This is a genomic window from Allobosea lupini, assembly GCF_900109525.1.
Lineage (GTDB): Bacteria > Pseudomonadota > Alphaproteobacteria > Rhizobiales > Beijerinckiaceae > Allobosea > Allobosea lupini.
In genome coordinates, this window is record NZ_FOAN01000013.1 from 1 (window position 1) to 23,809 (window position 23,809).

The following is a 23,809-nucleotide window of genomic DNA, read 5'->3' on the forward strand; positions in this document are numbered from 1 at the left end:
GCTCTTCCACCTGATCAGCAAGCTCTACGAGAACACCTCGGTCATCATCACCACCAATCTCGCCTTCGCGGACTGGCCCCAGATCTTCACCGACGCCAAGATGACCACCGCAATGCTCGATCGGCTCACGCATCACTGCGACATCATCGAGACCGGCAACGAGAGCTGGCGCTTCAAGAACCGGGCCTGAGCGCGCCCAAGACCATCGCGAGCTGGACGCCGAAATCGCCCCGGCCGAGCAACCCCGACCAGCTCAGCCGGGCCGATCCCGGCACGGCGGCGCAAGCCCAAGGGGGGCTAGCCTTCAACGCGATAAGAGGGCTGCGCTTCAATGCGATTTGACAGCCATCACAAAGCGAGGACACGGGCCGTAGATTCGACCGTCTTTCCCGGAGAACGAAGGTCGCTCCCGTCGCACGCGCACCCACTCGATCAACGCGCGACGCATCATAAGCTCTCGGCTGATCGTCGGCTGCGCGGCTGGCCGGATGGCTTTGATCGGCGCGTTGTAGCGGCGGCGAACGGCAATCTCGCGGGACAGCTGCTCTCGTGTCTCGCTGCTCGTCGCGAGATCGCGAACATGCTCGAAGGCTGCTATTTCAGCTAGGCGGCGTTTGCGCATTTTGGGATCGCGAATCCGCTTTTGGTGGAAGCGGTAGATGTCCGCGAGTTGCTCTAGCCCCTCTCGATCAAGTCGCGCAGCATTGCTGCCTGCCGCTTCGACGATGCAGGCCCATTGCTCAGCGGTGTATTTGAAGCCGCCGCTATCCATGAGTACCGCCGTGCATTTGAACGACGTTGGTGGGCAGCCGCTGATTATTCAGGATCGCCGCGATCTGCGCGTCCAGCGCCTCGAGTGCCCGCTTCTTTTGTACAAGGAAGTCGTGCCGGTCGTAGGTCGAGCCGGTGACTGTCGCCCTGACTGTCGATTGGTGATTGAGGACGTACGCGATAGTGAGACGGTCGATTTCGAGCTGGGACATGATTGTCGCTGCTGTCCGCCTTAAATCATGGGGCGTTGCTGGCGACTTGAGCACAGTTCGTGTCCGCTCGAATGCTTTCGCGAGATCCTGCGATGTCGGTGCCTTTCCCTTTGTCGTCAGGAACAACGGCCCGCGCTTCTTGCCCTCGGAGAGCCGCCTCACGATCGCCAATGCCTCGCCGACCAGCGGCAGCACGTGTGCCGTTTTCGTCTTCACCCTCTCGCCGGGGATCCGCCACACAGCTGCGTCGAGGTCGATCTCCTCCCGCGACATCCCCGCTACTTCACCCGGCCGAGCGCCAAGAAGGAGCACCAGCCTTACTAGGTCGGCGTAGCGGGGAGCTGTCTCATTCAACCCGCTCCAAAGAGCGCGTATCTCTTCGGCATCGAGGTGCCGCTCCTTCGGCGCTTCGGTGCCGCGCTTCTTGAGGCCACGAACGGGGTTTTCCTTTGCCAGCCCTTCGGACACCGCCCAAGAGAACACCGACGAGATGACGGACATCACTCGGTTGGCGACGACGGGAGCACGCTTCGCGACATCGTCCAACAACACCCCGACTTCCGGCCTTGTGATCTCGTCAACGCGACGCTCGCCCATGCGCGGGATAACGTCCTTGTCGAGCAGTTGCTGATATTCGGCAGCGGATCGAATCTTCTTTCCGTGACTCGCCATAAAGCGCTCGACCAGTTTGGAGAACGTCAGAGCCTCCCGGCGGATTTTCTCCTCGATGACTGGATCGCCGCCGTCTTGCACACGCTTTTTGAGAGCCAGCGCCTTGTCGCGTGCGGCGGCAACGCTCCAAGCGGGGTACGTGCCAATCGAATATCGCCGCTGTCGGGCTTCCCCGCGGACGCGATAAACGAAGGACCAAGCCTTGCTGGTCGGGCTGACTCGCAAGGTAAGACCTGGCACCTTGCCGTCTCGCACGACGAGGCGCTGACCGGCTTCCGCCTTCAGAGCTCGGACTTCCACGTCGGTCAACGGTTTTCCAGCCAAGTTTGAACTCCGACCATCTCCCCGGATCACACCAGGGTCACAAAAAATCGGTACTGCACGAAATTGGCTGAAACAAGTAGAAAAGAAATTTCGCCGCTATATCAGAACGTTGAGCGTCTCACACGGTTTCAGCCGTTTTCTAGATATTGCGCAGGGAAAGTTACCAAGATCAAGTGAGGCGTTTCGCCTAACTGCTTGACTGGTTTAGAAAAACCGCCCTTCTCAGGGCGGTTTTTTCGTTTTGGGCAGGGCATACCCCTAACCTGTTTGGGGGATTGTGTCGGTTTTACCCGCCTGCTTTCCTGAGCCGAGACGCCTTCGGTTACCAGTGGGGAGTATCCGCATGAAGCCGCTGCGTTTGGCCATCGCCTTGAGCCTGTTCTGCACACCCCTCCTGATAGCCGATGCAATGGCAGCCAAGCGCCCGGCTGATGACCCGCGCCGCAAGTGCCGCGAGGCCATCCAGAAGAGCCAGGGGCTCGGCAAGGATGCTAAGGTCTCGCGCAAGGCCATCGACCAGTGCGTCGCGAATGGCGGGCAGAACTGAGCCTGACCGTTCGCTGTAGCGCGGCGGGCCCAGCGACTGCCTGCGACGTCATCTTTCCCCGGCCGAGCGCTCTTTCAGCAGCTCGTTGAGACGATCCTGCTTCTCGTTGAGCAGATCCGACAATCTCTCTTCGCTCCCGGAGCCGGATGCGGCGGCAGCCTGTTCCGTCAGGTCGGAAATTTGTCGGCGCAGGAGCGCAATCAGATCGTCCAGCGCTTCGTGATTGCCGTTTTCCGCCATGGCTGCTGTCTCCATTCTTAACGACGGGCCATGATGACCTGCAGGCGACGATCACGAGGTGGGACCGTGGCTGCCATCCGATAACTCGGCAGCTCACAGATTTGCTCCATAGCGACGCAAATTCAATCGGCGCATTCGCGCCGGCGGCTCCCTCTTCAGAACCGCAATTCGACGCGTCCCTTGAGGGCGTGGTCTCTGGAGCGCTCCCCGATGGCGGCGGAGTAGGTCAGGCCCAGCGCGGTGGCCTGCGAGATGCGCCAGTCGAGCCCGGCCTCGGCGACGAGGGCCTCGCGATCGATCGGTGCGGCGAAGACCGTGGTCGGCGTGGTGCCGGCGACGAAGGCGGTGCGGGCCTGCGGGGTGAGATCGCCGAAGCCATGGCGCCAGCCGAGCATCGCCCGCGCGAACAGCGGCATCGCCCCGAGCTGCGCCTCGGCGCGGACGCCGAGCGTGGTGAAGCCCAGCGTCTGGTCGGAGGAGAGCACCCGCAAGGCGGCCGCGCCGCCGCGCTCCGTACCGGCATCGGTCGAGACCCGGATCAGTGCCAGCTGTGCGAAGGGCTCCAGCGCAACGCCGCTGAAGGCGAAGGCATAGCCAAGCTCGGCGAAGCCTTGCGCGACCTGCCCCGGACGCTGCAGGCGCAAGAGGTCACTGAGCCCGCGGATCTGGACCTGGCGGCGGATGTCGCTCTCCGACCAGGTGTAGGCCGCGCCGGCATCGAAGCGAAGGTTGCCGAAGCGGGCGCCGGCATAGAGCGCGGCATGGCCGCTTTCGAGCTTGCCGCTGGAAAGCCTAGCGTCGAGATCGAAGCGCGACTGGCTGTAGCCGCCGGCGACGCCGAGCTTCAGCGACGAGCCCGGCGCGTCGTAGACCATGAGATCTGCGCCGAGCAGTGCCCCGCCGCTGCGGCGGCTCAGGCTGGCGGCGTTGCCGTCGCCGTCGCTGTTGCCGGTGCCGCCGAAGGCCGTGCCCCAGAGGGCGTAGCGCGGCTGCGGCAGCGGGGCCGGCATCACGATCGCGCCCTTGCGGCCGGGCAGATCGGCGCTGAAGCTCGCCGCGACCTGCTGCCCCGGCGCGGTCAGCAGCGGGCCGCGCAGATGGCCGAGGATCGTATCGCGCACCAATCGGCTCTCGTCGATCATCACGCTGACGGCTTGCGCATGCGCCTCGCCCGAGAGCAGGTCGAAGCCGGCCCGCGCCTGATCGGCCGTCGCCGAGATCAGCGCGTCATAGACCGCATTGCCGACGCCAAGCCGCTCCGCCGCGATCGCGATGAAGCCCTGGTTGCGGGTCTGCGCGATGGGATTGCGACCGGAACCGTCCGGCCCGAACGCGGCGTCGTTGCGCGTCATCGTCAGCGTGACATTCGCGCCGCCATAGCTCAGCGACGGCGTCAGGAAGGCGAGGTTCGAGGTGACGCTGGTGAAGCTGCCGCTGACCCCGCCCGAGGCGGTGAGGATAGTATAGCTCGTGCTCGCGGCGTAGTTGCCGCTCTCGGCCAGCACCTGGACCGTGCCGCCCGAGAGCGTCGCCGAGCCCGAAGCGACGATCCTGTCGCTCTGGCCGGCGGCGTTGACCTCGACCTGATAGGTCGAGCCCGAGGCGAAGGAGACATTGCCGGCGACCGTCAGCGTGCCGATCGAGTTGCCCGGGGCGACCGTGCCGGACACGGCGGTGATGCCGCCGACCGTTCCGGTGCCGCCCAGCGTGCCGCCATTGACGACTACGGTCGAGCCCGCCAGCGACCCGTTGACGGACAGCGTGCCCGCTTCGACCGAGGTCTGACCGGTGAAGCTGCTCGAACCCGTGAAGGTAACTGCGCCGCTGCCGCGCTTGGTGACGGAGCCGGCGCCAGACAGGGCACCGGCGTAAGTGCCCGTATTGCTCTGGTCGAACACCAGGGCTGCATCGACCTGGATCGCGCCCTGCAGGCTCGTCGTGGTCCCGGCCAGCGTGCCGCCGGAGACGGTCGTCCCCCCGGTGTAGCTGTTCGCCCCCGTCAGGGTCAGCGTCCCGCTCCCGACTTTTACGAGCGAGCCGCCTGTATAAAAACTCCCCTCACTGTCGATGATCGTACCGCTGAACGTCGTCGAAAGATTATTGCTGCCGACCGTCAGCTGCTTGGAGCCGAGGAGGACTGTGCCGGTCCCCTCGATCGAACCTGCAGTCATGCCTGCCGCGGTTAAACTGAGTATGGAGAGTTCGCCGGACACGACGAACCGGGCATTGCCTCCCGTGCTGTAATCCGAAAAGGATACAGCAGTGCCGGAGCCAACGATGATCGTTGCATCCCCGGCCGTCGAACGTCCCTCGAATACGCCTAACGCATAAGGTCGGACGGTTGCGTTCCCTGCCGTGCTGTCATCCTGAAATCTGAAATACCGCGAGGTGATGTTCGAATTGGCGGCGGTACTGGTGCCGGAAAATATAATACTCCCATCGCTTACGATGGAGGCGTTTCCGGCGCTCGCGGAATTGAGGAACTGCATCGCATTGAATCTAAAAACTTCAAACGTCTGCGTATTGCTCGAATTGTTGACGATCCCAGCTCCGTCGAAGGTAATACTTCCGCTGAAACGATAGGCTGGCGCATCCGCGTTGAAGGTGAAGCCGCCATGGGTCGAGAACATATAGTATTCGGTGCGAGCGCTCGTACCGAAATAGCCCGTTCCGGACGGGACGGTTCCAGTGGACCAGTTCTGACCTTCGTTGGTATTGGCGCCCGGAGGGTTAAAAAGCCAGGTCGCATCGGTGCCCGCGGCCCGCGCCGATCCGGACACTGACAGGCAGGCCATCAGACCCGCATCGAGAGCGAAAGCGATGCACGCAATCCGCCGCCCCAGCTTGCGCATCCCACCCCCATCGCCGCGAAGCCGTTCCGCATCGCACGCTGCCGTACAACCTAAGCGAGGCAGCCTCATGGACCGGACAAGCGCAACAATTTCCTCGACGGCGTGCCCGGCAGAATGAGCGACGAGCGCGGTATCGAGGGCGTGGGGGGGGAGAGGCCCCACTGCGGGCGTCGACCGAGCGCGAGATCAGGCGGGCGTAGCAAATCGGTCACCGGTGCTACCTGCGCCCCGCCCCAAGCTCATGGCTGCGAGCGTCAGCGCGCCAAATCCCACCAGCCCCCCCAACATCGCCCGGCCGCTCCTCGTCAGAAGGCCGGCTTCGGCACGAACAGGCAGATCGGCCGCTGCGACGGCGCGATCACCGAGCCGGTCAACATCCCGCCGCTTCGGCAGATGTGGAAGCGCCCGTCCTTGGAGACGCGCGTGCTCTGCTCGGCGACGAAGTGCCCGTCATGGGTCAGGTATCCGCCCGGAACGATGCGCGGCTCGGGCTCGCGCGCATCGGCGTCGAGCCCCATCGGCCAGCAATCGCGGTCGCTACAACAATCGTAGGGGTACCAGCTATGCGCGTGAACAGGCCCTCCGCCCCACGGCAGCAATGCGAGGCAGAGCGCCAATGCGATGAGACGCATGGATCGCTCCTTGGAGTCCGCTTGCCGATGAGGCCATGCCGGCCGGATCGGCGTCGGCTTTTGCAAAGATGTCAGGCCAGCAGCTTCGCAGCCGAATAGCAGGGCGTGCGAATCGTTATTAGATTAGCATGAGACGACGATCGTTAATGCAGTCTTGCAGGCCGCCCGGCGCCTAGTTCTTGACCAGTATTCGCCGATGCATTTGCCAGGCGCCTTCGACGCGGGCAGTTCGCTCCGGTCCTGCGCGAACCCGCTGGCGCCGGCCGTAGCGATCTTCTAACTTGCCCGGGCGGCGCAGCCCGCCCATCCGCAGGAGCATCGCTTGAGCAACGGCCCCGCTTCAGTCGAACCGCCGCCGCGCCCAGGCGGACTGGTACGGGGCTTCCTGCGCCTGATTGTCGAGGTCGACGAGTCGCGCCGCTGGACACATCGCGTGCGGGCCGCGCTGCTCCTGGTCCTGCTGCTCGTCGGCTTCGGCGCACTCGGCTACTGGATACCGGAGATCATCGAGCGCTATCTGCGCTGAGGCGACGACCCCGAAAACGAGGTGGCCGGCCGACGACGGGGCTGAGGAGGCCAGGATCCCGTCATCGACCGGCCGAGCCCAGCGGTGACCCAGGAGATGCGGCGGAACCTGGGCTTCCGAAGGGCGTTCCGGACGGCTGCTCGGCAGCCGTTCTCTTGGAAATCACCCTACGCGGAAGCCCCTCCGAATCAATCGGAGACGATTGATTCACCATTATTCATCGAAACTTAACCCTACTTGGAAACCTTACCTCGCCCGCTGAGGCCATTCAGGCGGCGCTGGCGACGATGACGCGGTTGCGGCCGGCAGCCTTAGCCCGGTAGACCGCCTCGTCGGCCCGCTTCATCATCTCGACCGGCCCGGCATCGCCCGCCCGCCGGCTGGCGACGCCGATCGACACCGTCACCGTGATCGCGCGCTGCCCGCGCTGGATCTGAAAGGCCTCGCCCTCGACCCGTTCCCGGATGCGTTCGGCAACGGCCCGCGCAGCCTCGAGCGCGGTGTCTGGCAGCACGACGACGATCTCCTCGCCGCCCATGCGGGCCACCAGGTCGATGCCGCGCGTGCAGGCGCGGATCCGGTCAGCGAATTCGCGCAGGACCTCGTCGCCGGCATCGTGGCCCCAGCTGTCGTTGACGACCTTGAAGCGATCGACGTCGAGCACCAGCAGCGACAGTGCCCGCGCCCTGAGGGCCGACTCGTCGAAGAGGGCCGAAAGCCGGCTGTCGAGATAGCGGCGGTTATGGAGGCCCGTGAGCTGGTCCATCACCGCCATTTCCATTGAGGACTGCACGCTGTCGCGCAGCCGCTCGGCGAAGCGCTTGCGGCGGACCAGTGTCCGGGCGCGCGCGAGCAATTCGTTGCGATCGATCGGCCGGACCAGGAAGTCGTGCGCGCCGATCTCCAGGCCGCGAAGCACGCGGGACTTGTCTTCGGCCTCGCCGAGCAGCAGCACGGAGAGATTGCGCGTGCGCTCCAGCGAGCGCAGCTGGCTGCACAGCCTCAAGCCGTCATAGTTCTGCAGATCGAGGCTCACCAGGACGATCTCGAAATCGCCCTCGGCGGCGCGCGCGAGCGCGGCCTGCGCATCGGTTTCCGTCTCGATCGAGTGAAAGGCAGACAGCGCCTGTGTCAGGCGCTCGGCGATCAGCGGCCGGTCCTCGATCAGGAGGACGCGGCCGTTGAGCCCGGTTTCTGCCGCGGCCGCGGCCAGCGGATCGGCGATGCCGAGCTGGCGCGAGGCGAGCGCGCGCTGGCGCAACTCGTCAGTGACCGATTTCAGCCGGACCAGGCTGCGCACCCGTGCAAACAGAGCCGTGTCGTCGATCGGCTTGGTCAGGAAGTCGTCGGCGCCGGCATCGAGCCCCTTCAGCCGGTCGCTCGGCTGGTCGAGCGCTGTCACGATCACCACCGGGATATGGGCGGTGGTCGCACTGTGCTTCAACCGACGGCAGACCTCGAAGCCGTTCATGCCGGGCATCATCACGTCGAGCAGGACGATATCCGCCTCGCCGCGCTCGCAGATCGCCAGCGCATCGATGCCGTTCGTCGCGGTGATGACGTCAAAATACTCGGCGCCTAGCTTGGCTTCGAGCAGCTTCACATTCGCGGGAATGTCGTCGACGACCAGGACCCGGGCTGACATGGCTCAGCGGTTCCCTTCAGGCCGTGCCGACATAGGCGCGCACCGTCTCGAGGAACTTGCCTACCGAGATCGGCTTCGAGATATAGGCCTCGCAGCCGCCCTCCCGGATGCGTTCCTCGTCACCCTTCATCGCGAAGGCGGTCACCGCGATCACGGGGATCGACTTCAGCGCGTCGTCCTCCTTGATCCACTTCGTCACCTCCAGCCCCGAGACTTCCGGCAGCTGGATGTCCATCAGGATCAGATCGGGATGATGCGTGCGCGCCAGCTCGATCGCCTCGATGCCATCGGCCGTCTTGAGCGTCGCATAGCCATGGGCCTCCAACAGGTCGTTGAAGAGCTTCATGTTGAGCTCGTTGTCCTCGACGATCAGAACCGTCTTCTTCATCTGTCCCCCAGTCCGCACAGTCCTGATCATCCGATGTCGGATTCCCCAGGCTGTCGGCCGCGTTCAGTGTTAGGTTTAACATGCGAGCAGTTGACGAAACGCAAACCCGAAACCCGACTCGTCGATCATAGATAGATGGCCATGCCGCACCCGATCACCAGCGAGGAAGCCCAGACCCTCGCGCTCAAGGCCCTCGCCTTCCTGGCTTCCGAGCCGGAACGCCTGGAACCGTTCCTGGCCGTCACCGGCCTCGGCCCTGCAACCCTGCGCAGCGCCGCTCAGGAACCAGGCTTCCTCCTCGGCGTCCTCGACCATCTCTGCGCCAGCGATTCGCTGCTGCTCGAGTTTGCCGGAAATCTGCACCTGAAGCCCGAAATGGTGGCGCAGGCGCGCGAAACTCTCGCCGGCCCGCCCGAAGCCTACGAGCCGTGAGCGACGAGGTCGGCATCGCCGTCTCAGCCCGGGCGCTCTGCCGCGACTGCCTGCGCGATCATGACGAGACGCGCGCGCCGGTGCGCCGCTGCCCATCCTGCGGCTCGCCGCGCCTGCTGCGCCATGCCGAACGCGACAGCCTGCATCTCGCCCATATCGATTGCGACGCCTTCTATGCCGCCATCGAGAAGCGCGACGATCCCTCCCTGCTCGACAAGCCGGTGATCATCGGCGGCGGCAAGCGCGGCGTGGTCTCGACCTGTTGCTACATCGCCCGCATGTCCGGCGTGCGCTCGGCCATGCCGATGTTCAAAGCTTTGAAAGCTTGCCCGGAAGCAATCGTTATCAAGCCGAACATGACGAAATACGTCGCAGTCGGCCGCCAGGTGCGGAAGCTGATGCAGGAATTGACGCCGCTGGTCGAGCCGCTCTCGATCGACGAGGCCTTCCTCGATCTCGGTGGCACGCAGCGCCTCCATCATGCCAGCCCGGCGCTCACCCTCGCCCGCTTCCAGCGCCGGATCGAGGACGAGATCGGCATCACCATTTCGGTCGGGCTCTCCTACGCCAAGTTCCTCGCCAAGGTCGCCTCCGATCTCGACAAGCCGCGCGGCTTCTCGATCATCGGCCAGGCCGAGGCCGTCGCCTTCCTCGCCAACAAGCCCGTGGGAATGATCCCCGGCATCGGCAAGGCGGGCGCGGCGAAGCTGGCGCAATCGGGCTTCCGCGTCATCGGCGACCTCGCCAAGGCCGAGATCGCGACGCTCTACCGCCTGGTCGGCAAGGACGGGCCGCGCCTGCGCAACCTCGCGCTGGGCATCGACCCGCGCAAGGTCACGGTCGAGCACGAGGCCAAGACCGTCTCATCCGAGACGACGCTCGATGTCGACCTCGCCGGCTTCGAGGAGCTGGAGCCGATCCTCTGGCGGCTCTGCGAGCGGACCTCGCAGCGATTGAAGGCGCAGGAACTCGCTGGGCGCACCGTCACCCTCAAGCTCAAGACCCACGACTTCCAGATCATCACCCGCGCCGCGCGCCTGCCCGAGCCGAGCCAGCTCGCGGCGCGCCTCTTTTCCGCCGGGCGCGATTTGCTCAGGCGCGAATGCACCGGGCCGCGCTACCGGCTTATCGGCATCGGCATGAGCGATTTTTTCAACCCGGCCGAGGCCGATCGCGGCGATCTCGCCGATCAGGAGACACCGAAGCTGAAAGCGATGGAAAGCGCCCTCGACAAGGTCCGCGCCAAGTTCGGCGACGCCGCGATCGGGAAGGGCCTGTCGCTGCGCGATACGCGCCGCAGGACGACTTCGAGCGCGACTACTTCGAGCACTCGCTCGCCGGAAGCAGATCCAGACGCGTGAGCGTGCCGCGCAGCGCGAACGAGCCGTAATCGAGCCGGATCGCGCCGGTGACGCCGTTCTCATAGAGCTCGAAGGACACGGTGTAAGCCGGTGTGCTCTCGCCGGAACCGACCTTGAAATAGGAGACCGTCACCGGCCAGCGCGCGAGCTTTTCGAACTCCGGCTTGCGCAGCGGCGCCTCGGCGGCCGGCGTCGTGATCTTGCGGCCGATCACCGAGAGCGTGTCGTAGACGTCCTTGCCGCTGTTGGCGCCGTCATAGAGGCGCACATTGAGGGTGTTCTTGCCCTCGCGCGCCGCTTGGATCACCGCCTTCATCTGCTCGTTCGGGAACATCGCGGCGCTCGGCTCGCGATGCGTCTCGGCCTTGGGCGCACGCAGCTGTACCTCGTAGCCGGCATCGCCCTTCTTGGCCGTGCCGTCGACGATGTCGGCCGGTGCGCCGGCGGCCGAGCTCTCGGTCTTGAAGCGATAGCTCTTGGCATCGCCTTCCTCGAAGCTCGTCGTGCGCGCATCGATCACCCGCGGCCCGCCCTCGCTGGTGAGTTCGGTGACCTGCCGGAAGGAGAGCGCATAGCCGTCGCAGGCATCGCCGGAGAAGTCGAAGGCGATGCGGCCGCGCGCCGTGGTGATGTCGCGCGAGGGCTTGCCGTCGTCGAGCACGAGATCATAGACCGCCCGGTGCGGCACCAGCACGACGCGCTCCGCCGAAGTCGGAGCCGGCGCTTGCGCCCAGGCGCCCGTCGCCGCGATCACTGCCAGGCCTGCGATCCCGCCGCGATACGTCTTCATGCCGATCCTCGATTCGCGCTCTTAGCCGGGGCGAACTGCAGCCCGTCAAATCTAGGTGCATTGCGGCAATGGCGCAAACAAGGCGGGCAACAGAGGTTGCGACCGTCAGCTCTGCGGAGATCGAAGCCCTGCCCTGGCCGCTGCCAGAATCTCATCCGACAGCGCTGCATCGTCGACCATGCGGGCAAGGACGAGCGCACCGACCAATGTGGCGTAGCCCGCAATCGCGCTGCTTCTGCGCTCGTCCGGAGTCGCCCCAGGCGTGATGGCGCAGAGGCCCTCGATCGCCGCCCGCACCCCCTCCGTTGCGGCAAGGCGCGACGCCTCGCTTTGGCGTGCAGTGTCGCTGCCGAGCGCTGCGACCGGGCAGCCATGACCGGGATCGTCGCGATGCGACGGTGACAGATAGCGATCGACGATCGCCTGCAGTGGCTCCTGTGGTTTCGCGGCTTTCGCCTCCGCAGCCCATTGGCCGGAGTGGACGAAGGCGCGCCCGAGCGCCTGGGCGGCGAGATCGTCCTTCGACGAAAAATGCCCGTAGAAGCCGCCATGGGTCAGGCCGACCGCCTTCATCACATCGGCGACGCCAACCCCGTCGAAGCCGCGTTCGCGTAACAGCGTCGCCGCCGTGTCGAGAATGCGCTCGCGATTCTCCGCCATCTGCTCGCGGCTCACGCGCATCGATCCGCTCCTTCCAAAAATCGGTGATCCAGCCTCTTGACTCTTTATATGACGCCGATCATGTAAATTCAATCATGATGAACATCATGAAAACGGCACTAACATCGAACAGGAATTGGACATGGCAACGCAGCAGCTCGGCACGGCCCTCATCACCGGCGCCTCGACCGGGATCGGCGCCGTCTACGCCGACAGATTGGCCCGTCGCGGCTATGATCTCGTCCTCGTCGCCCGCGACGAGGCGCGTCTCTCCGCGCTGGCCGAGCGCCTTCATTCAGAGACCGGCCGCAAGGTCGAATGGCTCAAGGCCGATCTGACGGTGAAGGCGGATCTCGCTCAGGTCGAGCAGCGCCTGCGCGACGACAAAAGCCTGACCCTGCTGGTCAACAATGCCGGGATGTCCGTCTCCGGCACGCTGGTCGAAGGCGACATCGACCGCTTCCAGACCATGCTGGAGCTCAACGTCATCGCCCCGACCCGCCTCGCCGCGGCTGCAGCTCGCAACTTCGTGACCCGCAAGACCGGAGCGATCGTCAACATCGCCTCGGTGCTGGCTCTGGCGCCGGAGCTGTTCAACGGCAGCTACAGCGGCACCAAGGCCTATGTGCTGAACCTCAGCATCTCCCTGCAGAAGGAGCTCGAAGCCGCCGGCGTCCGCGTCCAGGCCGTGTTGCCCGGCGCGACTCGTACCGAGATCTGGGCGCGGGCCGGCGTCGATGTCGGCGGTTTCCCGCCGGAAATGGTGATGGAGGTCGACGACATGGTCGACGCCGCGCTGGCCGGCTTCGATCAGGGCGAGCTCGTCACCATTCCGTCGCTGCCTGACCAGGCCGATTTCGAGCGTTATACCGCGGCACGGCTGGCGCTCGGCCCCAATCTTTCGCGCAATGTGCCCGCCGAGCGCTACCTGGCGAAGCGTTCCGCCGCCTGATCCACCCTGCCCGGCAGGCGGATCGGCCACGCCGAACCGCGCTTGCGGGCCGGCCTGCCATCGGCGATGAAAGGCTCCTGTCAAGCGCAGGCCGGGAGCCTCTCATCATGAACGCCATCGACACCAAGCTCGCCGCCCTCGGCATCACCCTGCCCGCTCCAGCCGCGCCGGTTGCGAACTACGTTCCCTATGTTATCACCGGCAACCTCCTGATCATCTCCGGCCAGATCTGCTTCGGCCTCGATGGCAAGCTCTCCGACGCGCACAAGGGCAAGCTCGGCGGCGAGATCTTCAACGAGGCCGGGCTCGAAGCGGCCAGGCTCTGCGCCATCAACGTGCTCGCCCAGGCCAAGGCGGCGCTCGGCGGCGATCTCGGCCGGATCAAGCGCTGCGTACGTCTCGGCGGCTTCATCAACGCCGCCCCGCATTTCGCCGCTTTGCCGGCGATCATGAACGGCGCCTCCGACTTCATGGTCGAGGTGCTCGGCGATGCCGGGCGCCATGCCCGCTCGACCGTCGGCGTCGCCAACCTCCCGGCCGACGCCGCCGTCGAGGTCGAAGCCATGTTCGAGATCGCCTAATGGCAGCCGAAGCCTGGCTGACCGCCCGCCCGATCGCACATCGCGGCCTGCATGATGCCGCCGGCGGCGTGATCGAGAACTCGCTCTCGGCTGCTGCCGCCGCGATTGCCGGCAATTTCGCCATCGAATGCGACGTCCAGCTCAGCGCCGACGAGGACGCGGTCGTCTTCCACGACTACGTTCTCGACCGCCTGACCGCCGAAACCGGCCGCGTCGATGCTCGAAAGGCGGCCGAGCTGGCGCAGATCGGCCTGAAGGGCGCCAGCGACCGCATTCCGACGCTGATCGGGTTCCTTGATGCCATCGGCGGCCGGACGCCGCTGGTGATCGAGATCAAGAGCCGCTTCGACGGCGACCTGCGGCTGGCGAAGCGCACGGCGCAGATCCTCGAAGCCTACAAGGGCCAGCCGATCGTGCTGAAATCCTTCGATCCGGTGATCGTCGCGGCCCTGCGCGATCTCGCGCCAGGCCTCGCCCGCGGCATCGTCGCCATGAACGAATACAATTATGGCGACTACGACCGCCTCTCGGCCGGTGAGAAGCATGCCCTCGCCAATCTTCTGCATTTCGAGCAGACCCGGCCCGACTTCATCTCCTGGAAGGTGACCGACCTGCCCAGCGCCGCGCCCTTCTTCTGCCGCAAGGCGCTGGGCCTGCCGCTGATGAGCTGGACGGTGCGCACGCCGGAGGATCGCGCCCGCGCCGCCGCGCATGCCGACCAGATGGTCTTCGAGGGCTTCCTGCCTTGAGCGAAACCGGCATCCGCGACACTCTCAGGGTCCGCGTTGCCACCTCGCTGAAAGGCGTCCCGGCCGCGGGCTGGGACGCTTGCGCCAATCCCGGCGCCGGCCGACCGCTTGAATCAGCCTGCGAGCAAGCGGATTCAACATCTCAAGCAGACCCGGACAACCCCTTCGTTTCGCACGCTTTTCTTCGTGCGCTGGAAGAGAGCGGCTGCGTCGGCGGTCGCACCGGCTGGTCGCCGGCCTATCTCCTGGTCGAGGATGCGGATGATCGCCTGATCGCCGCGGCGCCCTCTTTCGTGAAGGGCCATAGCCAGGGAGAATACGTCTTCGACCATAGCTGGGCCGAGGCCTATATGCGCGCCGGCGGCCGCTACTACCCGAAGATCCAGGTCGCCGCCCCGTTCACCCCCGCGACGGGCCCGCGCCTGCTCGTCGCCGAAGGGCCGCATGCCGCTGAGGCGCGCGAGGCCGTGATCGCCGGGCTCGACGCACTGCGCGAGCAGGTGCGCGGCTCGTCGATCCACGTCACCTTCGCGCAGGAGCCGGACATGGCGGCGCTGCTGGAAGCGGGCTTCCTCGAACGCCACGACATCCAGTTCCATTGGCGCAACGAAGGCTTCGCCAGCTATGACGACTTTCTCGCAACATTGGCTTCGCGCAAGCGCAAGGCTCTGAAGCGCGAGCGGCGCGAGGCGCTCTCGGCCGGCATCGAGGTCGCTGTTCTCTCCGGCTCGGATCTCACCGAAAGCGTCTGGGATGATTTCCACGCGTTCTACGAGGACACTGGCTCGCGAAAATGGGGCCGGCCCTATCTCAACCGCCGCTTCTTCTCCGAGATCGGCCAGCGCATGGGCGAGCGCATCGTGCTGGTGCTGGCCCGCCGCGCCGGCCGCAACATCGCCGGCGCCATCAATTTCCGCGGCGGCAACACGCTCTACGGCCGCAACTGGGGCTGCATCGAGGACCACCCCTTCCTGCATTTCGAGCTCTGCTACCATCAGGCCATCGACTACGCGATCGCGCACAAGCTCGTCCGCGTCGAGGCCGGCGCCCAGGGCGAGCACAAGCTGGCCCGCGGCTATCGCCCGGTGATCACCCGCTCGGCCCATCTCCTCGCCGATTCCGGCCTCGCCCGCGCCGTCGCCGCATATCTGCCCGGCGAACGGCGGGAGATCGGCTCTGCAGTGGCTGCGCTTGCGGAGGAGAGCCCCTTCCGCAAGGGTGACCCCCTCTGACCTCCTTCGAACCATCAGGATTCAGCTGATGACCGCCTATGATCCGAACAACATCTTCGCCAAGATCCTGCGCGGCGAATTGCCGGCCCATCGCGTCTACGAGGACGACCGGGCGCTCGCCTTTCTCGACATCATGCCGCGCGCGCCCGGCCACACGCTGGTGATCCCGAAGAACCCGGCCCGCAACATCCTCGACATCGACGCCGACGACCTCGGTTATGTCGCGACCATCGCCCAGCGTATCGCCCGCGCGCAGATGCAGGCCTTCGGGGCCGACGGCATCACCGTGCAGCAGTTCAACGAGAGCGCCGGCGGCCAGGTCGTCTTTCATCTGCACGTCCACGTCATTCCCCGCCATGACGGCGTTGCGATGAAGCCGCCGGCCAGCGAGATGGCGAAGCCCGAGGATCTGGCGGCGGCCGCAGAAAAAATTCGGGCTGCGCTGAAAAATCTTTGAGGAGCATGTCACGCGGGCGCTGGCTGCCTCGTCCTGTCTTCATCGAACCCCGATGGAGACTACGATGACCCAGCGCCTCAACGGCTTCCAGACCGCCCCCGACGCCTACAAGGCCATGCTCGGCCTGCAGGACTACATCAACCAGTCGAAGCTGGAGCACAGCCTGCTCGAGCTGGTGAAGATCCGGGCGTCGCAGATCAACCGCTGCGCCTACTGCCTGCACATGCACATCGCCGATGCGCGCAAGGCCGGCGAGAGCGAGATCCGCATCGCTCTGCTCAGCGCCTGGGAGGAGTCCGAGCTCTTCACGCCGCGCGAGCGTGCCGTCCTGCGCTGGACGGAAGAGCTGACGCGGCTCGTCGACCGCAGCCCGAGCGACGAGGCCTTCGCCGAATTGCGCGAGCATTTCGACGAGAAGGATTGCGTCGACCTCTCGGTCGCCATCGGCATGATCAATCTCTGGAACCGGATCAATTGCGGCTTCCGCACGCTGCATCCGAACGATCGTCGCCGCGAGAAGGCCGCGGCCTGACGCTGCACCGATGTAACCTGCTGGCCCGGTCGTCGCCGGGCCGGAATCGCCTCGATCCGAAAGCCCCGTCATGAGCAAGCGCCTCAACCCCTACTCCACCGCTCCCGACACCATGAAGCCGATGATCGCGCTCGAAGCCTCGATCAAGGAGAGCGGCCTCGAGCACAGCCTGATCCACCTCGTGAAGATGCGGGCGTCGCAGATCAATGGCTGCGCCTATTGCCTGCACGTGCATTCCTCAGACGCGATCAAGGAGGGCGAGAACCCGGCCCGCCTCTTCCTGCTCGACGCCTGGCACGAGTCGGCGCTCTATACCCCGCGCGAGCGCGCCGCCCTCGCCTGGACCGACGCGCTGACCCTGATCGCGCAGACCCATGCGCCGGACGAGGCTTACGAGGACGTGCTCCGCCATTTCAGTCCGGAGGAAACCGTGAAGCTCACCCTGCTGATCGGCACGATCAACACCTGGAACCGCATCGCCATCGGCTTCCGCACGAGCCACCCAAACGACCGCCCGGCCAAGGCCGCCGCCTGAGACGCTGCCATGAACGCCCCGGACGATCTCTTCGAGACCCATCGCCGTTTCCTGACCCGCCTCGCCTATCGCATGCTCGGCTCGGTCAGCGATGCCGAGGACATCGTCCAGGAGGCCTGGCTGCGCTGGCGCGACGTAACCCAGGGCGAGGTCGAGGCGCCGCGCGCCTATCTCGCCCGCACCGTCACGCGCCTCTGCCTCGACCAGATGAAATCGGCCCGCAGCAAGCGCGAGTTCTATGTCGGCGCCTGGCTGCCCGAGCCGCTGGTCGAGGAGATCGGCACCGCCGAAGCCGATATCGACACCCAGCTCGACGCCCCGATCGCGCTGATGCTGGCGCTCGAACGGCTTTCGCCGCTCGAGCGCGCCGCTTTCCTGCTGCACGACGTCTTCGAGCTGGATTTCGCCGAGATCGCCCGCACCATCGATCGCAGCGAGAGCGCCTGCCGCCAGCTCGCCAAGCGCGCCCGCGAGCATGTCCGCATCGACATGCCGCCGCGCAACAAGATCGATCCGGTCGAGGCGAAGCGCTTCGTCGAGGCCTTCTTCAAGGCCGCGCACAAGGCCGACACCAGCGACCTTCAGACGCTGCTGGCACAGGATGTGGCCTTCCACAGCGACGGCGGCGGCAAGGTGCTGGCGATCCTCAATCCGCTCCACGGCATCGAGCGCGTCCTGCGCTTCTTCGCCGGCATCGCCAAAAAGGTGATCAGCCAGCAGAAATCGACCACGCTGTACAAGCCGGTGCTGATCAACGGCATGCCCGGCTATCTCAGCCTCGAACGCGGCGAGACCCTGCAGGCGACCGCCCTCGACATCCGCGACGGGCGCGTCCATGCGATCTATGTCGTGCGCAATCCCGACAAGCTCCGGCACATCTCGCTGGCGGCAGCCTGAGTGATCACACCAGCCAGACAGCGCCGCCGATCAGCACCGCCTCGCCCGCAAGCACCGCCAGCATCACCCGGCGGCGAAAGGCGAGCACCACCGTGACGGCGACGGCGAGCGCTGCCAGTCTTACCGCGAGCGGCACGCCGGCGAGCGCACCCGGCGCCGCCAGGACCAGCTTGGCCACGACGCCGGCCAGCAGCGAGGTCGCGACCAGCCTGACCCATTCGAGCCAGGGCGATCGCTCGTCGAGCTTCCGCGCGAAGGCGACGGCGAGCCAGCGCCAGATCTCGGTCGGCAGCACCGCGAACAGGACGAGCGCGAGATAGGGCCACCACGGCCCGTCGAGCAAGGCGATCGGCTGGGTCATGCGCCCGCCTTTCGCGCCTTGCGCCAGCGCTGGATCAAAAAGGCGACGCTCCCGCCGACGATGCCGCTGGCGATCAGGTCAAAACCGCCGCCGATCGCCCAGCCGGCCGCTGGCGCAAGCGCCAGACCGAGCCCGATCGCGAAGGTGTCGCCCAGGCCGCGAATGCCGGCGACCATCGAGGACAGGAAGAAGATCGGCGTCAGGCAGAGCAATCCGGCCGCGACCGGCGCCGGCACCACGCCGGCAAGATGAAAGCCCGCATAGGTACAGAACGCGCTGACGACGATCAGCGCATTGGCGAAGCCGAGGAAATAGCCGACGCGCTGTTCGGGCGGGATGTTCGGCAGCCGCCTGAGCGCCTCGACCCAGGCGGTGACGGCGACGAAATGCGCGATCAGCATCTGCTGCGCCACGCTCTGCCCCGGCCGGCGCAGCAGCGGCAGCAGCGCCACTGTCATCGGCAGGAAGCGCAGCGAGGCGAAGCCGATGGCGAGCGCGATGGCGCTCCAGGCGGCGCCAGCGGCGATCGAAGCGAAGAACAGCACCTGCGACGGGCCGGCCCAGACCAGGATCGTCGAGAGTACCGCGGCCTCGACGGGATAGCCGACATCGCGCGCCAATGTGCCCACGCCCATCAGCGAGAGCCCGACCACCCAGGCAGGCAGCATCGCAGCATCGCGAAAGCCGCGCGCCCATGGTCTGAGCCATTGATCGGGAGCAGCCTCGGTCATCTCGCCATCGCTCTGCATGCGGTCCCTGGCGGGAGCGCTCTGCTGCGATCGAAAGGCCATGAGCTCGGGGATCGGATCATCGGACCGAAAGGTACGCAAAAGGGCCCGCAGCAGCTGCGAGCCCTTTTGCTTAAAGCGCATGACGCTGGTCGCATGACAGCCACCAGACCGCGCGCCGGCCTTGCGCCCAGTGCAAGTCGGCTCAGAAGCTCTTCATCGCGAGGCCGATGATCTCCTGGAAGAAATCCATACCTTCCTTCGGGATGCCGCCGACGGCGCGATAGCCGAGATAGAGCAGATAGAGGAAGGCCGGGACCATGATCCAGCCCAGCACTTCCTCGAAGATGATCCGCCGGCGGCGCCGGCGGGCCCGCTTCTCGAACCAGCCGAGCTTTTCCTTGGGCGCGGGAGCGGCCGCCTGCGCGGCGACCTCTCCCTCCTGAGCCCACACACTGTCCGATTTGCGCTTGAAGAACACCGATCAGGCCTTGGTCAAAGGAACCTTCGGGACGGTACGGACGCTGCGCGCCTTCGGCGGCTCGACCGGAGCATCCGGCTTCGGACCGCGCTTGGCGCTGCCGGAGCCGGCCGCCTTGGCCTTGCCCGGCGTCTTCGCCCGCGGCTTGCGCGTGCGCTTCTCGGCTGCGGCGGCGACGTCCTTCTCCGGTTTGGGCTTGACCGGCCCGTCGGGGAATTCGAGGCCGAGCACCTTGATGCCGGTCTCGGACTGGATCACCACGACCTTGACCGCGCCGCCATTCTTCAGGCGGCCGAACAGCACCTCGTCAGCAAGCGGCGTCTTGATCGTCTGCTGGATCAGGCGGGCCATCGGCCGGGCGCCCATCGCCTCGTCATAGCCGTTCTCGACCAGCCATTCGCGCGCCTCGTCAGAGAGCTCGATGGTAACGTTGCGGTCGGCGAGCTGCGCCTCGAGTTGCAGCACGAACTTGTCGACGACGCGGGCCACGACGTTCTTCGGCAGATGGCCGAAGGAGACCGTCGCGTCGAGCCGGTTGCGGAATTCCGGCGCGAACAGCTTGTTGATCGCCTCGGTATCGTCGCCCTCGCGCTTCTGGCGGGTGAAGCCATAGGCGTTCCTGGCCATGTCCGCGGCACCGGCATTGGTGGTCATGATCAGGATGACGTTCCTGAAATCGACCTGCTTGCCGTTGTTGTCGGTCAGCTTGCCGTGGTCCATCACCTGCAGGAGGATGTTGAACAGGTCGGGATGCGCCTTCTCGATCTCGTCGAGCAGCAGCACGCAATGCGGATGCTGGTCGATCTGGTCGGTCAGCAGGCCGCCCTGATCGAAGCCGACATAGCCCGGAGGCGCGCCGATCAGCCGCGAGACGGTGTGGCGCTCCATGTATTCCGACATGTCGAAGCGCACGAGCTCGACGCCGAGCGACAGCGAGAGCTGGCGCGCCACCTCGGTCTTGCCGACGCCGGTCGGGCCGGCGAAGAGATAGCAGCCGATCGGCTTCTCGCCGTCGCGCAGGCCGGCGCGGGCGAGCTTGATCGACGAGGAAAGCGCCTCGATCGCCTTCTCCTGACCGTAGACTGTACGCTTCAGCGTGGTCTCGAGGTTGCGCAGCACCTCGGCATCGTCCTTGGAGACGGTCTTGGCCGGGATGCGCGCCATCGTCGCGATCGCCGCCTCGATCTCCTTGACGCCGATCGTCTTCTTGCGCTTGGTCTCGGCCACCAGCATCTGCGAGGCGCCGGTCTCGTCGATCACGTCGATCGCCTTGTCCGGCAGCTTGCGGTCATGGATGTAGCGCGCCGACAATTCCACCGCCGCCTTGATGGCGTCGTTGGTGTAGCGCAGCTTGTGGAACTCCTCGAAATAGGGCTTCAGCCCCTTGAGGATCTCGATCGTGTCCGGCACCGACGGCTCGTTGACGTCGATCTTCTGGAAGCGCCGAACCAGTGCCCGGTCCTTCTCGAAATACTGGCGGTATTCCTTGTAGGTGGTCGAGCCGATGCAGCGCAGCCCGCCCGAGGCCAGCGCCGGCTTCAGCAGGTTCGAGGCGTCCATAGCGCCGCCCGAGGTCGCACCGGCGCCGATCACCGTATGGATCTCGTCGATGAACATGACCGCCTTCGGGTGCTGCTCGATCTCCTTCATCACCTGCTTGAGGCGTTCCTCGAAGTCGCCGCGATAGCGCGTGCCGGCGAGCAGCGTGCCCATGTCGAGCGAGAAGACGGTCGCATCCTCCAGCACCTCGGGCACCTCGCCGCGCACGATCTTGAGCGCCAGGCCCTCGGCGATCGCGGTCTTGCCGACGCCGGGATCGCCGACCAGCAGCGGATTGTTCTTCTGCCGGCGGCAGAGGATCTGGATGGTGCGCTGCACCTCGGCCTCGCGGCCGATCAGCGGGTCGATGCGCCCATCGCGCGCCTTGCGGTTGAGGTTGACGCAGTAAGCCTCGAGGGCGCTTTCCTTTTTCTTCTTGTCCTTGTCGCCGTCCTGGGCCTGCTCGCTGCGCTGCTCGCGCTGCTCCGGCTCCTCTTCGGCGCCGCGCACGGGCCGGCTCTCGCTGGCGCCGGGGCGCTTGGCGATGCCGTGGCTGATGTAGTTGACCGCGTCGTAACGGGTCATGTCCTGCTCCTGCAGGAAGTAGGCGGCGTGGCTCTCACGCTCGGCGAACATCGCCACGAGCACGTTCGCCCCGGTCACCTCCTCGCGGCCGGACGACTGGACATGGATCACCGCGCGCTGGATCACGCGCTGGAAGCCGGCGGTCGGCTTGGAATCGTCGCGCCCGTCGGTGACGAGGTTGGTCAATTCCGCATCGATGTAGTCGACGAGGTTGCGGCGCAGCGTGTCGAGATCGACGCTGCAGGCGCGCATCACCGCGGCTGCGTCCTGGTCGTCGACCAGCGCCAGCAGCAGGTGTTCCAGCGTCGCATATTCATGGTGGCGCTCATTGGCGAGCGCGAGGGCCCGGTGAAGCGCCTGTTCGAGGCTGCGCGAGAAGCTCGGCAAGGTCAGCGCTCCCAGTCCAGTTTCGAAAGGATGATGTTCAAAGCTACTTCTTCTCCATCACGCATTGCAGCGGATGCATGTGCTTGCGGGCGAGGTCCATCACCAGGGTGACCTTGGTCTCCGCGACCTCGTAGGTGAAGACGCCGCATTCGCCGACGCCATTCTGGTGGACGTGCATCATGATGCGCGTCGCCTCGGCCCGGTCCTTGTTGAAGAACCGCTCCAGCACATGCACCACGAATTCCATCGGCGTGTAGTCGTCGTTGAGGATCAGCACGCGGTAGAGATTGGGCTTGCGCGTCCTCGTGCGGGTCAGGACCGCAGTGCCGGTTCCGCTGCGGTCATTGTCGGTCGGGCCGGATGGCGCCCGCGGCTTCGATGCCAGACGCGGCGCAAAAAAGGACGCGTCCCCGCACGGCGTGTTGCCGGCTGGCAGGTCCTCATCGATGGGCGTCGTGGCTGCTTGGCTCAAGGTGTCCGTCCCGAAGGCTGACATCAAGATAGTGCTTCGCTCACGAATTTACAGTCGTCTCCCCCGCTTCGCCAGCCCGTTCCGAGCGCATGCCACAGCAAAGCGCCCTTTTTGCAGCGGAGAAGACTGGAGCGCGGCCGGAATAGCCAAATTTCTCAGAGGCTTGGCAGCCGCACCCGACCGTCAGGTTCGCCAGCGTAGGCGCTCCGGGCCAAGCCGATTGGAGAAAACCGTGCCCTCCCGGCGAGCTGCGGCATAGTCGCGCTTCAGGCAGAAATACCATTGCGCCAGCCGGTCGGCCTGCCCCAGCAGCAGCATGGTCGGCTTACGCTCCAGCCCCTGCTGGGCGAGTTCGAGAATCCGCTGGTCCTGGCGCAGGAAGGCGTGCCCCGCCCATCTGATCACCGGCGCGAGCGGCATGAGCTGCGGCAGGTCCGACAGCAGCACATTGGTCAGCAGCGTCCGGCGCGTATCGATCGGCGTGGCGAAGGTCGCGTTGACGATCGCGCGCTCGCCGAGCCGAATCCGTTCGATCCGCTGGCCCGGCAGCAGGAAGTCGACCTCCGTCTGCGGGCGCCCGAGCAGGCGATAGCCGCGCGAGTTCGCCGCCGCCTTGTGCGCCTTCATCCGGAAGCCGAAGGGCAGCGGCTCGAAGTCCTTGACCTTCTCCTGTGCCGTCGCGGTCGGCCGCCACCACCAGGAGTTATGGACATAGCCGACATGGCCGGGGTCGATCAGACTGAGCACGCTGAGATCATAGGAGGCCTCGACCAGAACCGAGACGGCGACGCGGCAGCGCGTCTTGCCCGCAAGGGCCAAGACAGGCACCGGCGGCGCAAGCTCCGGCCGCTGACCGAGATAGAGCCAGATGATGCCGTCGCTCTCGCGAATCGGGAATTCGCCGACCTTGACCTGGCCGGGATCGGTGACGTCGCCATCGACCAGCGTCGGCATCGCCCGGCAGCGGCCATCGGCCCCGAAGCGCCAGCCATGGAAGGGGCAGGTGATCGCGACCCCGTCGAACCGCCCCTCGGACAGGGGCGCGCCGCGATGCGGGCAGCGATCGCGCAGGGCGAACAGCTCGCCGAGCTTGGTGCGGCCGATCACGACCTGCTCGCCGAGAACGGTCACGCTCGCCATCGCGCCGGTCGCCAGGCTGCCGGCACTCTTGACGCAGTACCAGGCCTCCCGGGGCGGCTCACGGAACTCGTTCGCCGGTGGCGCCTCGGTGGTGGTCGATGCGTCCATGGCAATCGTCGAACGGCTCAT

The 23,809-nt window shown here is 65.9% G+C and carries 28 protein-coding genes; 13 read left to right on the top strand and 15 right to left on the bottom strand.

Going from position 1 to position 23,809, the window contains the following annotated elements; all coding sequences use genetic code 11:
- Nucleotides 1-190: ATP-binding protein (locus BMZ21_RS26640; protein WP_167561720.1), on the top strand; the 190-nt coding region annotated here is incomplete at its 5' end.
- Nucleotides 191-328: 138 nt separating this feature from the next.
- Here the strand turns inward: BMZ21_RS26640 and BMZ21_RS26645 are convergent.
- Both BMZ21_RS26645 and BMZ21_RS26650 read right to left on the bottom strand, forming a co-directional pair.
- A complete protein-coding gene (locus BMZ21_RS26645) occupies nt 329-772 on the bottom strand; it encodes a hypothetical protein (protein WP_091842009.1) in 444 nt (147 codons plus the stop codon).
- Nucleotides 765-1,955, bottom strand: a complete 1,191-nt coding sequence (locus tag BMZ21_RS26650) for a tyrosine-type recombinase/integrase (protein ID WP_244544046.1) — start codon at nt 1,953-1,955, stop codon at nt 765-767. The genes BMZ21_RS26645 and BMZ21_RS26650 overlap by 8 nt, the downstream gene beginning before the upstream one ends.
- A 367-nt stretch (nt 1,956-2,322) precedes the next feature.
- Between BMZ21_RS26650 and BMZ21_RS26655 the strand changes: the two genes are divergently transcribed.
- Nucleotides 2,323-2,526 carry a hypothetical protein gene (locus BMZ21_RS26655; protein ID WP_091842013.1) on the top strand — a complete coding sequence of 68 codons (204 nt, stop codon included), beginning with the start codon at nt 2,323-2,325 and terminating at the stop codon, nt 2,524-2,526.
- 48 nt (nt 2,527-2,574) lie between these two features.
- On the opposite strand, the gene BMZ21_RS26660 is transcribed toward BMZ21_RS26655, so the two are convergent.
- The 3 genes from BMZ21_RS26660 to BMZ21_RS26670 all read right to left on the bottom strand — a co-directional run bounded on the left by BMZ21_RS26660 (nt 2,575) and on the right by BMZ21_RS26670 (nt 6,250).
- Nucleotides 2,575-2,766: a hypothetical protein gene (locus BMZ21_RS26660; protein WP_091842015.1), complete on the bottom strand. Its 192-nt coding sequence runs from the start codon at nt 2,764-2,766 to the stop codon at nt 2,575-2,577.
- Between the two features lie 155 nt (nt 2,767-2,921).
- Nucleotides 2,922-4,937, bottom strand: a complete 2,016-nt coding sequence (locus tag BMZ21_RS26665; protein ID WP_167561771.1) for an autotransporter family protein — start codon at nt 4,935-4,937, stop codon at nt 2,922-2,924.
- Nucleotides 4,938-5,923: 986 nt separating this feature from the next.
- A complete protein-coding gene (locus BMZ21_RS26670; protein WP_244544037.1) occupies nt 5,924-6,250 on the bottom strand; it encodes a hypothetical protein in 327 nt (108 codons plus the stop codon).
- A 322-nt stretch (nt 6,251-6,572) separates the two neighbouring features.
- Here BMZ21_RS26670 and BMZ21_RS26675 point away from each other — a divergent pair, with 322 nt between their 5' ends.
- Nucleotides 6,573-6,776, top strand: a complete 204-nt coding sequence (locus tag BMZ21_RS26675; protein ID WP_091842020.1) for a hypothetical protein — start codon at nt 6,573-6,575, stop codon at nt 6,774-6,776.
- Nucleotides 6,777-7,044: 268 nt separating this feature from the next.
- Here BMZ21_RS26675 and BMZ21_RS26680 read toward each other — a convergent pair whose 3' ends face one another.
- Together BMZ21_RS26680 and BMZ21_RS26685 are read right to left on the bottom strand one after the other, a co-directional pair.
- Complete coding sequence (locus tag BMZ21_RS26680) at nt 7,045-8,421, bottom strand: PleD family two-component system response regulator (protein ID WP_091842022.1); 1,377 nt, start codon at nt 8,419-8,421, stop codon at nt 7,045-7,047.
- A gap of 16 nt (nt 8,422-8,437) precedes the next feature.
- On the bottom strand, nt 8,438-8,809 hold the full coding sequence (locus BMZ21_RS26685; RefSeq protein WP_091842024.1) for a response regulator: 372 nt from the start codon (nt 8,807-8,809) through the stop codon (nt 8,438-8,440).
- 141 nt (nt 8,810-8,950) lie between these two features.
- On the opposite strand from BMZ21_RS26685, the gene BMZ21_RS26690 reads away from it, so the two are divergent.
- Complete coding sequence (locus tag BMZ21_RS26690) at nt 8,951-9,241, top strand: DUF3572 domain-containing protein (RefSeq protein WP_091842279.1); 291 nt, start codon at nt 8,951-8,953, stop codon at nt 9,239-9,241.
- A complete protein-coding gene (locus tag BMZ21_RS26695) occupies nt 9,238-10,602 on the top strand; it encodes a DNA polymerase IV (protein WP_244544038.1) in 1,365 nt (454 codons plus the stop codon). Before BMZ21_RS26690 ends, BMZ21_RS26695 begins: the two co-directional genes overlap by 4 nt.
- On the opposite strand, the gene BMZ21_RS26700 is transcribed toward BMZ21_RS26695, so the two are convergent.
- Nucleotides 10,559-11,392 carry a cell envelope integrity EipB family protein gene (locus BMZ21_RS26700; RefSeq protein WP_091842026.1) on the bottom strand — a complete coding sequence of 278 codons (834 nt, stop codon included), beginning with the start codon at nt 11,390-11,392 and terminating at the stop codon, nt 10,559-10,561. The two genes, BMZ21_RS26695 and BMZ21_RS26700, sit on opposite strands and share 44 nt — an antisense overlap.
- Before the next feature lie 105 nt (nt 11,393-11,497).
- Nucleotides 11,498-12,073 carry a TetR/AcrR family transcriptional regulator gene (locus tag BMZ21_RS26705; protein ID WP_091842028.1) on the bottom strand — a complete coding sequence of 192 codons (576 nt, stop codon included), beginning with the start codon at nt 12,071-12,073 and terminating at the stop codon, nt 11,498-11,500.
- Nucleotides 12,074-12,194: 121 nt separating this feature from the next.
- On the opposite strand from BMZ21_RS26705, the gene BMZ21_RS26710 reads away from it, so the two are divergent.
- The 8 genes from BMZ21_RS26710 (at nt 12,195) to BMZ21_RS26745 (ending at nt 17,987) form a co-directional block, all read left to right on the top strand.
- Nucleotides 12,195-13,004, top strand: a complete 810-nt coding sequence (locus tag BMZ21_RS26710) for an SDR family NAD(P)-dependent oxidoreductase (RefSeq protein WP_091842030.1) — start codon at nt 12,195-12,197, stop codon at nt 13,002-13,004.
- A 107-nt stretch (nt 13,005-13,111) separates the two neighbouring features.
- Nucleotides 13,112-13,585 carry a RidA family protein gene (locus tag BMZ21_RS26715; protein ID WP_091842033.1) on the top strand — a complete coding sequence of 158 codons (474 nt, stop codon included), beginning with the start codon at nt 13,112-13,114 and terminating at the stop codon, nt 13,583-13,585.
- Nucleotides 13,585-14,334 carry a glycerophosphodiester phosphodiesterase family protein gene (locus tag BMZ21_RS26720; protein WP_091842036.1) on the top strand — a complete coding sequence of 250 codons (750 nt, stop codon included), beginning with the start codon at nt 13,585-13,587 and terminating at the stop codon, nt 14,332-14,334. The genes BMZ21_RS26715 and BMZ21_RS26720 overlap by 1 nt, the downstream gene beginning before the upstream one ends.
- An 11-nt stretch (nt 14,335-14,345) precedes the next feature.
- Entirely contained in the window at nt 14,346-15,566 is a 1,221-nt protein-coding gene (locus BMZ21_RS26725; RefSeq protein WP_091842283.1) for a GNAT family N-acetyltransferase, read from the top strand.
- 28 nt (nt 15,567-15,594) lie between these two features.
- Nucleotides 15,595-16,023 (top strand): HIT family protein, encoded by a 429-nt coding sequence (locus BMZ21_RS26730; RefSeq protein WP_091842038.1) that lies wholly within the window; start codon nt 15,595-15,597, stop codon nt 16,021-16,023.
- A gap of 64 nt (nt 16,024-16,087) precedes the next feature.
- On the top strand, nt 16,088-16,555 hold the full coding sequence (locus BMZ21_RS26735; protein ID WP_091842041.1) for a carboxymuconolactone decarboxylase family protein: 468 nt from the start codon (nt 16,088-16,090) through the stop codon (nt 16,553-16,555).
- 70 nt (nt 16,556-16,625) lie between these two features.
- Nucleotides 16,626-17,090, top strand: coding sequence for a carboxymuconolactone decarboxylase family protein (locus tag BMZ21_RS26740; protein ID WP_091842043.1), 465 nt, complete (start codon nt 16,626-16,628; stop codon nt 17,088-17,090).
- 9 nt (nt 17,091-17,099) lie between these two features.
- A complete protein-coding gene (locus BMZ21_RS26745) occupies nt 17,100-17,987 on the top strand; it encodes a sigma-70 family RNA polymerase sigma factor (RefSeq protein WP_091842046.1) in 888 nt (295 codons plus the stop codon).
- A gap of 4 nt (nt 17,988-17,991) precedes the next feature.
- On the opposite strand, the gene BMZ21_RS26750 is transcribed toward BMZ21_RS26745, so the two are convergent.
- From BMZ21_RS26750 to BMZ21_RS26775, 6 genes are all read right to left on the bottom strand, one after another.
- Nucleotides 17,992-18,348, bottom strand: coding sequence for an AzlD domain-containing protein (locus BMZ21_RS26750; RefSeq protein WP_091842049.1), 357 nt, complete (start codon nt 18,346-18,348; stop codon nt 17,992-17,994).
- Entirely contained in the window at nt 18,345-19,079 is a 735-nt protein-coding gene (locus BMZ21_RS26755; RefSeq protein ID WP_167561772.1) for an AzlC family ABC transporter permease, read from the bottom strand. The genes BMZ21_RS26750 and BMZ21_RS26755 overlap by 4 nt, the downstream gene beginning before the upstream one ends.
- A 202-nt stretch (nt 19,080-19,281) precedes the next feature.
- Nucleotides 19,282-19,557 (bottom strand): hypothetical protein, encoded by a 276-nt coding sequence (locus BMZ21_RS26760; protein WP_091842054.1) that lies wholly within the window; start codon nt 19,555-19,557, stop codon nt 19,282-19,284.
- 3 nt (nt 19,558-19,560) lie between these two features.
- Entirely contained in the window at nt 19,561-22,068 is a 2,508-nt protein-coding gene (gene clpA / locus BMZ21_RS26765; protein WP_091842057.1) for an ATP-dependent Clp protease ATP-binding subunit ClpA, read from the bottom strand.
- Between the two features lie 43 nt (nt 22,069-22,111).
- The gene (gene clpS, locus BMZ21_RS26770; RefSeq protein ID WP_244544047.1) at nt 22,112-22,453 is read right to left on the bottom strand and encodes an ATP-dependent Clp protease adapter ClpS; all 342 of its coding nucleotides are present in this window, start codon (nt 22,451-22,453) and stop codon (nt 22,112-22,114) included.
- Nucleotides 22,454-22,723: 270 nt separating this feature from the next.
- Nucleotides 22,724-23,809 (bottom strand): aromatic ring-hydroxylating oxygenase subunit alpha, encoded by a 1,086-nt coding sequence (locus BMZ21_RS26775; protein WP_244544040.1) that lies wholly within the window; start codon nt 23,807-23,809, stop codon nt 22,724-22,726.